Genomic DNA, 13433 nt, shown 5'->3' with positions numbered 1-13433 from the left:
TCAGCCCTTCGGCCGCAGCACCAAATCGACCAGATTGCGCGCGTAAGCCGGCGTGATCGGTGCGATGCCGAAGACATAGCGGTAGAACAGGCCGCCATAGATTGCGTCGTAGAGATCCTCGGGCAGTCCCTCGGCCAGGATGCTGCCGTCCTTCTGGCCCGCCGCGATCATCTCGACCAGCGCGTCGCGGCGGAACTGCAGATAGCGGGCGTAGAACAGCTCGGCGGAGCCGGTCCTCGAAATACATTCGGAGATCACGGCGAGCTGCACCTTGCCGAACTCGCCCTGGAGCGCCTCGGCATAGGCCGCGGCATGGCGGCGTGCACGCGCCGCGGGCGTTCCGGAGCTCACCGGCGGCAGCGGCAGCATCTGCGCGGCGTGGTGGAGAAAGGCGTCGATCAGAAGCGCCTCGCGGGACGGCCACCATTTGTAGATCGTCATCTTGGAGACGCTGGAGTGCCGCGCGACCGCGTCGATAGTGGTGGCAGCAAGGCCGGTGGTGGCCATCAGCGCATAGGCGCTTTCGAGAATGGCGTTGGTGGTCTCGATCGATCGCGGCCGGCCGCGCCGGGGCGCGCCGTCGGCCTCATCACCCTCGCTGTTCGCCGTCACCACGTCCGGTCTCCTCGCAACCCGCTTCTGCTCCGCATAGCGCAGCCGCGGCCGCCGGCCTAGAGCATGATCCGGAAAAGTGTGTAGCGGTTTTCCGAAAAGATCATGCTCAAACAATAACCTAAAGTGCGATGACGATTCATCCTGATCTCACGCGCTTTAGGGGAATCGGATGCGCACCCGCTAGGCCTGCTGCCGCAAGGCGGCGGGCAGGTCCTGCCACTTCGACCAGGCGATATAATAGGCGACCGCGGTCATCGCGGCGAAGCCGGCGAGGCTCACGACGACCTGCATCACCACCATATTGGGCCCGGTGATCAGGATGAGATGACCTGCAAAGGACAGGAATACGCCGACGCAGAACACGGCGAGCCATTCCTCGCCGCACCTGATGACCGCCTGTAGCGGCTTTAATTGCAGGCCGGGATGATCGGCCGGAATGAGATGGGTCGCGAGGAAGGCGAGCGCAAGGAAGTGAAGCACGCGATAAGGCGCGAGGTTTTCCTTGTCGGTCGGCGCGATGCCGTTGAGGAGGACGTCCGGCAGATAAGCGGCAAGCGCCGGTGAATGGCGCATCAGGGTGACGGCCATCGCGAAGACGAGATAGGTCCCGGCGAGGATCCGCAGCCAGGGCATGCCGCGCAGCGCCCGCCCGGGCGCGCCCGTCACCGCGAACCAGCCGCCCAGCACCATCAGCATCTGCCAGCAGAGCGGATTGAAGGTCCACTCCTGGTCCGGATAGACCCGGAAATTCCAGTCGAACCAGCGTGCGGCAAGGTACAGCGCGACCGATGCCGCCAGCGTCACGTTCGGCCGCCGCAACAGGCCCCACAGCACAAGCGGAAAGAAGGCCATCAGCGGGACCATCAATTGCAGGAGGTCGAGGTTCAGCGGCTCCTCCTGGAGCACGAGACCGCGGATCAGGATGCGCAGCGGATGCTCGAGAATCCCCGAGATGTTGTATTCGTGGATGATTTCCGGTGCCATCGATTGCGAGGCGACATAGGCGATGGCGTCGATATAGATGACGAACAGGACGACGTAGGCGGCGTAGAGCCGCCAGACGCGTCGAAAGATGCGCGTCGCCGCGACGACGTAGCCGCGCTCCAGCGCCATCCGGCCGTGGATGATGGCGACGCCATAACCGGCCACGAACACGAACAAATCCGCGGCGCCGCTGAAGCCGAAGTTTCGCAGCGTCAGCAGGTTGACGACGTTGTTCGGAATGTGGTCGACGAACACCGACCAGTTGGCGATGCCGAGTGTCAAATACAGTCTGGCGTCGGGTTGAAATGCGGCGAGGTTCGCCTTGACGGACGGTTTCATCACGAAAAAACTTTTGGAATCAGGGGCGACGCTTTTAGCGGCAACCGCCTGCCCATCCGAGTAGCGTTTGCGTGATGGCGGGGGCATTCGTGCGGGATGGCGCAAAATTGCGTGGGACCGCCCGGACCGATTTGCGATCGATGGGGTCGGAGGACTTACGACGAAATTTTCTAACCCGCTCTGACCATTATTCGGCAGGTTCGGCCGACGCCTCGTCTGCTACGCCAGCACGGCTCGCCATGATTCCGAGTGCGACCCCACCGATCGCGAGGATCGGCAACAGCCGCTTCACACCGATGGCACGCACGATCTGAAGTCCCGTAGCGAGCAGCATGGGGTCCGCAAGCATGCTCTGTGCCATCGACTTCGCGGCGCGCTCGGCCGCGATCTGGGCGCGCTTCTGCACCTCGCGCTTGTAGCCCCAATAGCTGCCGGCAGCGGTGAGCGTCAGCAGGAAGAAGATGCCGGCCCCCGCGAGGCAGGCCTGAACCGGGCCATATTTCTCCAGGACCGAAATGAAGGCCGCGGCGCAGAGGAAGCACGTGGTGATGAAGAGCGCGAATGCCGTGCCTGCGGCCAGCGAGGTCAGTCGCACAGTGGTGCCGGTGGATGCACTGATCCCGTCGATGATGCGCTGAAACATGGCCTTGCTCCTCAAATCCCCCACAAGCCGAACCGCCACACGCCGGCAACGGGCGCGGCAGCGCCGCCGTCTCGAGATCCGTTCCGCAAACCTACCGCCGCCAGGCGGCGCCGATCAGGAAGCCGATGCCGAGGGCGAGCCCGACGGTCGCGAGCGGCCGCTGCGTGATGGCCTCTTCCAGCGTCTCCTCGATCGAACCGTAGGCGTCTTGCGCAGCCTCCATCATCGCGCTGCCGCGGTCGGACATGTCGTCCATCGCGGAATCCATGTTCTCGCGCGCCTGGCGATAGCCGCGGCGAGCCTGCCTGCTGGTGGAATTTGCGAAGGTATTGAGCGCGTCGGTGATCTGTTCGGTGAGGGCGGCGATATCGCTTTTCACGGCTGCTACATCCTTCTCGAGGCGTTCCCTGGTGGCTTTGTCGGTCCAGTCCTTCATCCCGGCTTCGGCATTGGTCGTGGACATCGGGAGCTCCAAACTGTTGACGGCTGAGATAGCCGGAGAACGTTTCGTGGTCGGGGAAGTTCCGTTCACGGAAACCGCTCAGGCCTGCGGCAGCTGCGGCGAATCCGCCGGCAACAGATGCTCCTTGAGGATCAGGCCAACGATCAGGAACGGCGACGCCAGGAACGCGCCCATCGGGCCCCACATCCAGGTCCAGAACGCGAGCGCAAGCAGGACCGCAAGCGCATTCAGCGCCAAGCGCCGGCCGATAATGGTCGGGGTGATGAAGTGCCCTTCCAGGAAGGTAAGGCCACCGAAGGCGAGCGCCGCCATCAGCGCGCCGCTGATGGTCGGGAAGGCGACCAGCCCCACCATGACCAGTACGGCGAACATCGCGATCGGCCCGATGATCGGAATGAAGTTGAGCGTTGCCGCAAGTGCGCCCAGGCCGGCCGGATTGGGCATGCCAGTGAGCGCGCAGATGAGGCCGGTGGCGACGCCGACACCGACATTGATGACGGTGACGGTCAGGAGGTAGTTGCCAAGATGGACCTCGATCTCGTTGAGAATACGCAGTGTACGCAGCCGCGCGTCGTGATTGCTGAAGTTCATGATCATCGCCCGCCGCAAGTCGCGCCAGCTTGCGATGAACAGAATGAGGGTGACGAAGAACAGCAGAAATTCAGTAAAGGTCGGCGACAGAAATTCCAGCGTCGGCTGCACCCACTCGATCTTCGGCAACTGGAAGTTGGGGAATTCCTCCGAGCCGCCGACCATGGCTTGCAGCTCGCGCCACAGCGCCAATGGCCGGTCGAACACGTGCAGCTTGTCCTTCAGTTGCGCGCCGAGCTCCGGCAGGTGCGTGCTCCATTCCATCACAGGCGAGGCGATCAGCGCGACCGCGAACGCGACCACTGCCGTCCCCGCGATCACGATCAGGACGGCACCGAGCGCGCGCGGCACCTTGCATCGCTCGAGGAAGCTCGCCGCCGGCGACAGCATGGTGCCGATGACGAAGGCCATCACCACGGGCAGGAAGAACGCTTTTCCGACATAGAGCACGGTGACGACCGCAATCAGCAGGAGGCCTGCGAGTGCGAAAGCGACGAACTCGGTGCGGCGGATGACCGGTGGCAGCTCACTATGGCTGTCGGGAAGCGGTTCACCGTCGCTGTTGCCGGGAATCAGACGTTCGCTGGGAAGGACGCGCACAATATCTCTCCCGCACGCGCAACTCGCGATCCGCGCGCCCATCGACGATCCGACAACGTGCTGGCTGAGCAAGGGTTCCGTCGCGGCTTCGTGAAGACGGGCTCGCTTGACTGTGACGTCGCTGCCGCAGAGTTCGGCGGAACCTGAGTCGGCCCGGTCGCGTTTGTTGGCGACAGCATCACCCAGATGCACACATCCAACGGGGCAGCTCATGACAAGGTTCTCTCTCGTCCGCCGCTTCTCACCGCGCGCCGTCACTACGTTTGCCTTCGCAAGCGCACTGCTCATCACGCCCTTTGGCGGCGCGCGTGCGCAAACCCTCGGCTTCGTGCCGATGCAGTCGCAGTCGTATCCACAGGACCAGGGCTATTCACAGGCTTATGGAAGCGAGGCACCGCAAGCCGCAGACGAGGACGCCCGGCTGCCCGATCGGCTGCGCAGGCAGATCGTCAGCTTCGACAGGAGCGAGCCGGCCGGCACCATCGTCATCGATACCAACAACACCTATCTCTACTACGTGCTCGGCCAGGGACGCGCGATCCGCTATGGCGTTGGTGTCGGCCGCGAGGGCTTTACCTGGGCGGGCGTTCAGAGCATCAGCCGCAAGGCCGAGTGGCCGGACTGGCATCCGCCGGCCAAAATGATCGCGCGCCAACCCTATCTGCCGCGCTTCGTGGCGGGCGGTCCGGGTAACCCGCTCGGTGCCCGTGCGATGTATCTCGGCTCGAGCGAATACCGCATCCACGGCACCAACGATCCCAGCACCATCGGCAAGTTCGTCTCGTCCGGCTGCATCCGCTTGACCAATGAGGACGTCATCGACCTGTTCGGCCGCGTCAATGTCGGGACGAAGGTCGTGGTGCTGCCAAAGAACGCGCCGCTGATGGCCAAGGGAAGCGACAAGGGAGGCGATTCCGTGCGCAAGCACCCGGCCATGACGACGCTGCCCTCGGGCCACCAGGCGCTGAACATCTCGGCGTCGTCGGTGAACTGAGAGTTGAGTGAGGCTACATGAAAAGACGTTCGATAGCTCGCTGTGCGGCGGCCGTGTTCACCGTCACCGCCCTCGGCCTCGCGTTGACGCCGTCGGCGCATGCGGAGGATTTCTTCTCGGCGCTGTTCGGCGCGTTCGGCGCACGGCCTCCCCAGATCCGGACGCCGTTCCCAAACGATGACATGCCGCGCTACGACATGCCGCGCCAGCGAGCCGCCTATGGTGGCGGCGCCGCCTATTGCGTGCGCGGATGCGATGGCCGCTATTTTCCGGCGCAAGGAACGGATGCCGAAAGCAAGGCGCAGTCCTGCAAGAGCTTCTGCCCGGCGTCCGAAACCTCGCTGGTCTATGGCAGCAACATCGACGATGCCACGACGGAGAACGGAAAGTCCTATTCCGATCTGCCGAACGCCTTCCGCTATCGCAACGAGATCGTCGCGGGCTGCACCTGCAACGGCAAGGATCCGGTCGGGCTCGCCCAGGTCAAGGTCGAGGACGATCCCACCTTGCGCAAGGGCGACATCGTCGCGGGCGCTGGCGGCCTCGTGGTCGCAACTCGCAACGCAAACGACCGCCGCGGCGTCGCGATGAATTTCTCGCCGCTGCCGGAATCCGTCCGCGCCAGATTCCGTCAGGTGCCGGTGGTGGCGAAGGAGTAGGGGGCGAGTGAGCGACGGCTGGTGCTTCAATCTCCGCCGTCGTCCCGGACAAGCGCGCCAAACCACTCCCTCCCGGCCCCCCCCGTGCGCAACTGCGCACTCGGCCAGGACGACACGGAAGATGTGGCGCCAGTCTCGACTCCAATCAGCCCTACGCCGCCCGGATCTTGCCCAGGAAATCGCTGACCTGCTGACCGAGTTGGCGGCTCTGCGTCTCGAGCGTCTCGGAGGCCTGCTTGACGTTCTCGGCGGCACCGGCCGCGGTGTCGGCATCGGCCTTCACGCCAGTGATGTTGTCCGAGACGTTCTTGGTGCCCTGCGCCGCATATTGCGTGCTGCGGGTGATCTCCTGGGTCGCCGCACCCTGTTCCTGCACGGCGGCGGCGATGGCGGTGGCGACCTCGTTCACTTCGCCGATGATGCCGCCGATGGCCTGGATCGCATTGATGGCATCGCCCGCGACCTTCTGGATGTCGGCGACCTGCTCGGAGATTTCCTCCGTTGCCTTCGCGGTCTGGCTCGCCAGTGACTTCACCTCGGACGCCACCACGGCAAATCCGCGCCCCGCTTCGCCGGCACGGGCGGCCTCGATCGTGGCATTGAGCGCGAGCAAATTGGTCTGCGCCGCGATGGTGTTGATCAGCCCGACCACCTCGCCGATGCGCCCCGCCGACTGCGCCAGCCCTTGCACCGTGCTGTCGGTTTCGCGCGCTTGGTTGACGGCGCGACTGGCGATGCCTGCGGCATGTGCGGCCTGCTGGCTGATGTCATTGATTGAAGCGGAGAGCTCCTCGGCCGCTGCCGCGACGCTCTCCACACTCGTAGAGGCATCGTTCGAGGCCTTGCCGGCGACCTCGACGCGTTCATTGGTCTGGCGCGATACCGCCGACAGATCGCCCGAGGTCTTGCGCATCTCGCCGGACGCCTCGCTCAACTCGCCCAGCGATTTGCGCACCACGCCCTCGAACTCGCCGACATAGGCCTCCATCGCACGCTGACGTGCGGCGGCGCCGGCGTTACGTTCGCGCTCCTGCGCCTCGATCTTGAGCTTGTCGATCGCCTGCTGCTTGAAGGTTTCGAGCGCGCCGGCAAGCGAGCCGATCTCGTCCTGGCGGTCGAGATAGCCGGGATCGACGGTGAGGTCGCCGCCGGCGACCCTGAGCATCGCGTCGCGGATCCGGTGCAGCGGCGTGATCACGCGGCGGCTGACCGCCAGCATGGCCGCGCCCGTGAACAGAATCGCGGCAATCAGCAGCACAAGCTGGGTCAGCAGCGATTGCAGCGCCTGCGCGCGCTGGCTGGTGGAATGGTCCCTGGCGATGCCAAGCGCGGTATCGGCGAGCTTGATCGCGCTCGCCATCCGGCCGACCGAGTAGGGGCTCCACTGATTGGCAGTCATCGACGCCTTCTCGCCCTTGGCGATTGCGGCGATGATGCCGTCGCGCGTGGCGAGATATTGCGGGTCGAAATAGAACGATTTGGTTTCCGCCATGGCCGCAGCCAGCGCCTGCGGCAATTGCATGCCCGATGCGGCGAGCTCGGTCGCGCTCCAGGCCGTCTCGGTGCCGCCGATCCATTTGGTGAAAGCGAGCTGGACCTCGGGCGAGATCTTGCCGCTGTTGAGCGCGTTGCCGACGATCAGCGAGGATTCACCCGCGTTGACGCGCAACAGCCAGGCCATCTGCTTGATCATCAGCAGTTGATCGATCATTGCGTCCTGATGATTGACGCTCGCGGCCAGCACGGGCGACAGCTTTTCGAGGATGGCCATCAGCCCGTCCTCGCTCTCGAGATACTCTTTGACAAGCGCCGCGCGACGCGATGCTCTGGGCTTGGCGACCTCAGTCCAGAACTCAGCCTGCTGCGCCAGCAGCGCCTTGTTCAGCCGGTCGAGATCGGCAACCACCGTCCTACCCAGAGGCAAGTCGATCGAGGGTAAAATCTCGATCGCACGTGCCAGGGCGGGCATCAGCTCGTCGCGGATGCCGCGGATGTATGTCTCGATTTCCTTGTCCATCTGGATATCGGAGATCAGCTGACGGCTGCTGGTCGAGCGGTCGGAGCGGATGTTCGCCATCGCCTTGAACACATCGGCGGAGGCCGCTGCTACCGCGACGATCCGGTTGGCCTGCTGAAGCCGGATCCACGAATTCCATGCGCTGATCGAGAAGCCGATTACGACGACGAGTGCGGTGGACAGGATCACCGCTTTCAGCAACGTGGATACGGTCAGGCGGTTGAGCATCGGATCCCCCGGTACGCGTTTCGAAGTTCGTGGCCCCCAACGGCAGCCCCCTACGAACTTCGAACGACCAAAGGGATGCGCGCAGCAAAGGCGCCGGCCGGTGGCAGGCGCCTGAAGCGCATTTGGCCTCAAAAGGGTAAAAACTTAGACAGTGATGCTGCCGTAAACTTACGGGGCCTTTGCTGCGTCGGGCAAATACCTGAAATTGCAAGGGGTTGCAGAGGCGGAACCCGCGCGCCTTACAGGCGTTAGGACGAGGCAGCCATTTGCCTGAAGGGGGGTCCTAGCGATGCTGGTCGGCGTACTCGTCACCTTTCTCGTCGTTATTCTCGTACTTTATCTCATCAACATGCTGCCGATGGACGGCCGCGCCAAGCAGATCGCGCGCGTGATCGTCATCATCATCGGCATCGTGTCGCTCCTGAAATATCTTGCAGTGTTCTAGCGGACCCATCCAAACAAAAAGCCCCGGCCTGGGCCGGGGCTTTTTCGTGCTGCCTCAATGCAGCGACTTGAGCCAGTCGTCGACGTCCTGACGAACCTGGTCCTTGGCCTTGCCGTAACGTTCCTGGAGCCGGCCCTCGAGCTGCTCGCGACGCCCCTCGATCAATCGGAGGTCGTCGTCAGTGAGCTTGCCCCATTTCTCCTTGGCCGAACCCTTGAACTGCTTCCAGTTTCCTTCGATGCGATTCCAGTCCATGACCATCTCCATCGCGTTGATGGCCTACAACGCAAGCGGCGCGCAGCCGTTCCGCTGCGCGCCGCGACGTTTCGCCCTTCGAACTGAGGCTATTTAACCCGCTGCCTTCGCCTCGCGGCGGCGGGCGGTGAGGATGTATTCGGTGTAACCGTTCGGCTGCTCGCGGCCCTTGAAGATGAGGTCGCAGGCCGCCTTGAAGGCGACGCCGTCGAAGGCGGGCGCCATCGGCTTGTAGATCGGATCGCCCGCGTTCTGTTTGTCGACGACCACGGCCATGCGCTTGAGCGATTCCATCACCTGCGCTTCGGTGATGACGCCCTGGTGCAGCCAGTTGGCGAGATGCTGGCTGGAGATGCGTAAAGTAGCGCGGTCTTCCATCAGACCGACATCGTGGATGTCGGGCACCTTCGAGCAGCCGACGCCCTGGTCGATCCAGCGCACGACATAGCCGAGGATGCCCTGGCAATTGTTGTCGATCTCCTGCCTGACGTCGTCAGGCGCCCAGTTCGACTTCGACACCGGGATGGTGAGAATGTCTGCGAGCTTTGCGCGCGGACCGCCCTTGGCCAGCTCCTCTTGGCGCGCGATGACGTTGACCTGGTGGTAGTGCAGCGCGTGCAGCGTCGCGGCGGTCGGCGAGGGCACCCACGCGGTGGTGGCGCCGGCCTGCGGATGGCTAAGCTTCTGCGCCAGCATGTCCGCCATCTTGTCGGGCGCGGCCCACATGCCCTTGCCGATCTGGGCATGGCCGGGCAGGCCGTCGATCAGGCCCATGTCGACGTTCCAGTCCTCATAGGCCTTGATCCAGGCCTGCGCCTTCATCTCGTTCTTGCGGATCATCGGACCTGCTTCCATCGAGGTGTGGATCTCGTCGCCGGTGCGGTCGAGGAAGCCGGTGTTGATGAACATGATGCGCTTGGAGGCGCGCTGGATGCAGGCCTTGAGGTTGACGGTGGTGCGCCGCTCCTCGTCCATGATGCCGACCTTGAGCGTGTTCTCTGGCAAGCCCAGCATCTTCTCGACGCGGTCGAAGATCTCGCAGGTCAGCGACACCTCGTCGGGGCCATGCATCTTCGGCTTGACGATATAGGCAGATCCCGTGCGGCTATTCTTGACCTTGGAATTGCCCTTGAGGTCGTGAATGGCGAGCAGGCCCGACACGGCCGCATCGAGCAGGCCTTCCGGAATTTCCTCGCCGGTCTCGCCCAGCACCGCGTCGGTGAACATGTGGTGACCGCAATTGCGCATCAGGAGCAGGCTGCGGCCGTGCAGCTTGAGCTCGCTCTTGCCATCCGGCGTCTTGTAGCTGCGGTCGGCGTTCAGCGAGCGCGTCAGCGTCTTGCCGCCCTTCTCGAAATCGGCCGACAGCGTGCCGTTCATCAGGCCGAGCGTGTTGCGGTAGACCAGCACCTTGTCCTCGGCATCGACTGCGGCGACGGAGTCTTCCATGTCCAGAATGGTCGAGACCGCGGCCTCCATGATCATGTCGGCGACGCCGGCCGGATCATCCTTGCCGATCGCGCTGCTGCGGTCGATCTTGACGTCGATGTGCAGGCCGTTGTTGACGAGCAGCACGGCGGACGGCGCGGCCGCATCGCCCTGGAAGCCTGCGAACTGCGCCGCGTTCTTCAGCGCGGTGGCGTTGCCGCTCTTCAGCTTCACCGCGAGCTGGCCCGCGACGACGCTGTACGCGGTGACGTCGGTGTGGCTGCCGGTCGCCAGCGGAACGGCGGTATCGAGGAATGCCTTGGCCTTGGCGATCACCTTGTCGCCGCGCGCCTTGTTGTAGCCCTTGCCGCTCTCGGAAGGATCATGCGGAATGGCGTCGGTGCCGTAGAAGGCGTCGTAGAGCGAGCCCCAGCGCGCATTCGCCGCATTCAGCGCATAGCGCGCATTGGTGAGCGGCACGACGAGCTGCGGGCCGCAGATCTTGCCGATCTCCTCGTCGACATTGGCCGTCTCGACCTTCTGCGTCGCCGGCTCCGGGACGAGATAGCCGATCTCCTTCAGGAAGGCGGTATAGGCGTTGAGGTCGAACGCCTTGCCCTTGTTGGCGCGGTGCCAATCGTCGATCTTGGCCTGCAGCGTGTCGCGGAAAGCGAGCAACGACCGGTTCTTTGGCCCCAGCTCCTTGATGATGGCGGCAAGCCCGGCCCAGAACGCATCCGGCGCGATCCCCGTTTTCGGGGCCGCTTCCTTGGCGATGAAATCGAACAGGACGGGAGCGATCTTCAATCCGTGGGCATCGACGCGTTTCATGATGGGCTTTCTTGTTGGAAATGGCTGCTTTTGGCTGCTTTTGACCCGACAGCAGCAAAATGCGCCCATAGAGGGCGGCTTTCGGAGGCCTATTAGCCCCAAAATCAAGGCCGTGAGAAGACCCCTAGGGGGTTGTCAAAATGTCAAGGAAGGGTGGGGGACCGGTCGGGCCGCGACTTGCGATAGCCGTCGGGTGCTATCTCTCTCCGATGTCGTCCCGGCCTAGTGTGCAATTGCGCACCGGGGGCCGGGACCCATTACCCCAGGGAGGAGTTTGGCGAAGATTCGTGATCCGGGACTGCTGTAGAGCCCGATCGATAGATCACGCGGTATGGGTCCCGGCCTTCGCCGGGACGACACCGTTGGTGTGGCGTGGAGTGTGTTCCTTAAGCGGAGCTGTGCCTCAAATATTCGCGGCGAGGTCCACGACTTCGTCGAACAGCACGCCGGTGGTCTTCAGCATGCGCTCGATCTCGTCGGCGGCATCGGCGACGGTCCGTGCCGACGTATCGATCACGAGCTCGGCGGCCTGCGGCGCCTCATAGTCGTTGCCGATGCCGGTGAACGAGGTGAGTGCGCCGGCGCGGGCCTTCTTGTAGTGGCCCTTGGGATCGCGTTCCTCGCACACGCCCGCAGGCGTCGCTACATGGATTTCGCGGAACGCGGTGTCGGCGATCCGGCGCGCGGTGGCGCGGTCCTCGCGCGCTGGTGAGACCGCGGCGACGATCGCGATGTGGCCGTTGCGCGCGAGGTGCGTCGCGACTTCCGCGAGGCGGCGGATGTTCTCGCTGCGATCAGTGGCGGTGAAGCCGAGATCGCTGTTGAGCCCGGCGCGCAGCGTGTCACCGTCGAGCAGGATCGGCGAGCCGCCATTGGTGAACAGCCGCCGCTCCAGCGCCTTGGCCAGGGTCGACTTGCCGGAGGCGGGCAGACCCGTGAGCCAGACCACGGCACCGTTATGGCGGTAGCGCGCGGAGCGCTCGTCAGGGCGCAGCGCCGATTCCACCGGCACGATATCGACAGGCACGGCGCGCTGGCCGGCATCGACCGACAGCACCAGGCCCCCGCCGGCGATGCGCCCGGACACCTCGATCACGAGACGTCCGGTGCGCGGATTCTCGGTGTAGGGATCCGTTGCGATCGGATTCGAAAGCGAAATGTCGATCTCGCCGACATGGTTGCGGCCGATCGCCTTGTTCTCGCTGCTTTCGAGCTCGCCGGGATCGACCGCCTTCTCGATCGCCACCACGGTGGCGCGGCTTTCCTTCGGCCCGCAGCGGACCAGGAGCTGATCGCCCTTGGCGAGCGGCTTGTCGTGCAGCCAGAAGATGCGCGCGCGCAGACGGCGCGTCTCGCGCGGTGCGGTGCCGGCATGCGCGATGATGTCGCCGCGCTCGATGAACAATTCGCGATCGAGCGTGATGCCGACCGAGCGGCCGGCGCCCTGCCGGCCCGCGACCGGTGTCACCGGCCAGCTCTCGACCGTCTTGATCTTGGCGATCTTGCCGGCCGGCATGATCACGATCTCGTCGCCGGCGATGAGGCTGCCGGATTCGATCCGGCCCGCCACGATGCGGCGGTCGTCGAACTTGTAGATCGCCTGCACCGGCAGCCGCAGGGCCAGCGTCTCCAGCGGCCGTGCCGGCTCGAGGGCGTCGAGCGCCTCGACAACCGTCGGGCCCTTGTACCAGCCGATCCGGTCGGTGCGCTCGGCGACGCCGTCGCCATCGCGCGCCGAGATCGGGATCACTGCGGTCGGCTTCACGCCGAGGCCGTTGAGATGCGCGGAAATCTCGTCGCTGATCTCCTTGAAGCGATCGGCGGAGAAGTCGACCCGGTCCATCTTGTTGACGACGATCGCGACCTGCTTCACGCCGAGCAAATGTAGGAGATAGCCATGACGCCTTGTCTGGTCGCGCACGCCTTCGAGCGCGTCGATGATCAGCACCGCGCCGTCGGCCTGCGAGGCGCCGGTGATCATGTTGCGCAGGAATTCGGCGTGGCCGGGTGCATCGATCAGCACGATGTCGCGCGAATTGGTGCGGAAGCGGATCTGCGTGGTGTCGATGGTGATGCCCTGGTCGCGCTCGGTCTGGAGGGCATCGAGCAGGAACGACCATTCGAACGGCATGCCGCGCCGTGCGCTGACGGCCTTGAGCATTTCGAGCTTGCCGTCGGGCAGGCTGCCGGTCTCGTGCAGGAGGCGGCCGACCAGCGTCGACTTGCCGTGGTCGACATGGCCGACGATGACGATGCGCACTTGCGGACGCGTGGTGCCGTTCGGAGTTGCCGGCGAAGCCGTGGTGACGATCATATTCATGCGACGCTCGCGTCCTTGGGA

12 protein-coding genes are annotated in these 13433 nt (G+C 64.5%); 3 read left to right on the top strand and 9 right to left on the bottom strand.

Translation table 11 applies throughout. The annotated features are described in order from the left end of the window. The 5 genes from XH85_RS42125 to XH85_RS42105 all read right to left on the bottom strand — a co-directional run bounded on the left by XH85_RS42125 (window position 1) and on the right by XH85_RS42105 (window position 4235). Window positions 1-615: a TetR/AcrR family transcriptional regulator gene (locus XH85_RS42125; protein ID WP_128936619.1), complete on the bottom strand. Its 615-nt coding sequence runs from the start codon at window positions 613-615 to the stop codon at window positions 1-3. 180 nt (window positions 616-795) lie between these two features. Continuing rightward, a complete protein-coding gene (locus XH85_RS42120) occupies window positions 796-1938 on the bottom strand; it encodes an OpgC domain-containing protein (RefSeq protein WP_128937619.1) in 1143 nt (380 codons plus the stop codon). Between the two features lie 187 nt (window positions 1939-2125). Beyond that, window positions 2126-2581: a hypothetical protein gene (locus XH85_RS42115; protein ID WP_128940045.1), complete on the bottom strand. Its 456-nt coding sequence runs from the start codon at window positions 2579-2581 to the stop codon at window positions 2126-2128. Window positions 2582-2672: 91 nt separating this feature from the next. Continuing rightward, window positions 2673-3044 (bottom strand): ElaB/YgaM/YqjD family protein, encoded by a 372-nt coding sequence (locus tag XH85_RS42110; protein ID WP_091882036.1) that lies wholly within the window; start codon window positions 3042-3044, stop codon window positions 2673-2675. Between the two features lie 78 nt (window positions 3045-3122). Next, the gene (locus XH85_RS42105; protein ID WP_164939412.1) at window positions 3123-4235 is read right to left on the bottom strand and encodes an AI-2E family transporter; all 1113 of its coding nucleotides are present in this window, start codon (window positions 4233-4235) and stop codon (window positions 3123-3125) included. A gap of 211 nt (window positions 4236-4446) precedes the next feature. Between XH85_RS42105 and XH85_RS42100 the strand changes: the two genes are divergently transcribed. Next, the gene (locus tag XH85_RS42100) at window positions 4447-5229 is read left to right on the top strand and encodes a L,D-transpeptidase (protein ID WP_128936616.1); all 783 of its coding nucleotides are present in this window, start codon (window positions 4447-4449) and stop codon (window positions 5227-5229) included. 17 nt (window positions 5230-5246) lie between these two features. Then, complete coding sequence (locus XH85_RS42095; RefSeq protein ID WP_128936615.1) at window positions 5247-5888, top strand: DUF2865 domain-containing protein; 642 nt, start codon at window positions 5247-5249, stop codon at window positions 5886-5888. Between the two features lie 151 nt (window positions 5889-6039). Here XH85_RS42095 and XH85_RS42090 read toward each other — a convergent pair whose 3' ends face one another. After that, window positions 6040-8133 carry a methyl-accepting chemotaxis protein gene (locus tag XH85_RS42090; protein ID WP_128936614.1) on the bottom strand — a complete coding sequence of 698 codons (2094 nt, stop codon included), beginning with the start codon at window positions 8131-8133 and terminating at the stop codon, window positions 6040-6042. Between the two features lie 289 nt (window positions 8134-8422). On the opposite strand from XH85_RS42090, the gene XH85_RS42085 reads away from it, so the two are divergent. Beyond that, window positions 8423-8578, top strand: coding sequence for a Thivi_2564 family membrane protein (locus tag XH85_RS42085; RefSeq protein WP_008546817.1), 156 nt, complete (start codon window positions 8423-8425; stop codon window positions 8576-8578). A 54-nt stretch (window positions 8579-8632) separates the two neighbouring features. On the opposite strand, the gene XH85_RS42080 is transcribed toward XH85_RS42085, so the two are convergent. The 3 genes from XH85_RS42080 to cysC all read right to left on the bottom strand — a co-directional run bounded on the left by XH85_RS42080 (window position 8633) and on the right by cysC (window position 13412). After that, window positions 8633-8833 carry a CsbD family protein gene (locus tag XH85_RS42080; protein WP_164934719.1) on the bottom strand — a complete coding sequence of 67 codons (201 nt, stop codon included), beginning with the start codon at window positions 8831-8833 and terminating at the stop codon, window positions 8633-8635. A 93-nt stretch (window positions 8834-8926) separates the two neighbouring features. Further along, window positions 8927-11092, bottom strand: coding sequence for a malate synthase G (locus tag XH85_RS42075; protein WP_128936613.1), 2166 nt, complete (start codon window positions 11090-11092; stop codon window positions 8927-8929). Window positions 11093-11495: 403 nt separating this feature from the next. Continuing rightward, the gene (gene cysC / locus XH85_RS42065) at window positions 11496-13412 is read right to left on the bottom strand and encodes an adenylyl-sulfate kinase (protein WP_128936612.1); all 1917 of its coding nucleotides are present in this window, start codon (window positions 13410-13412) and stop codon (window positions 11496-11498) included. Between the last annotated feature and the right edge of the window lie 21 nt (window positions 13413-13433).

It is taken from the genome of Bradyrhizobium zhanjiangense, from assembly GCF_004114935.1.
Taxonomy (GTDB): Bacteria; Pseudomonadota; Alphaproteobacteria; order Rhizobiales; family Xanthobacteraceae; genus Bradyrhizobium; species Bradyrhizobium zhanjiangense.
This window is presented reverse-complemented; position numbering and strand designations above follow the sequence as displayed.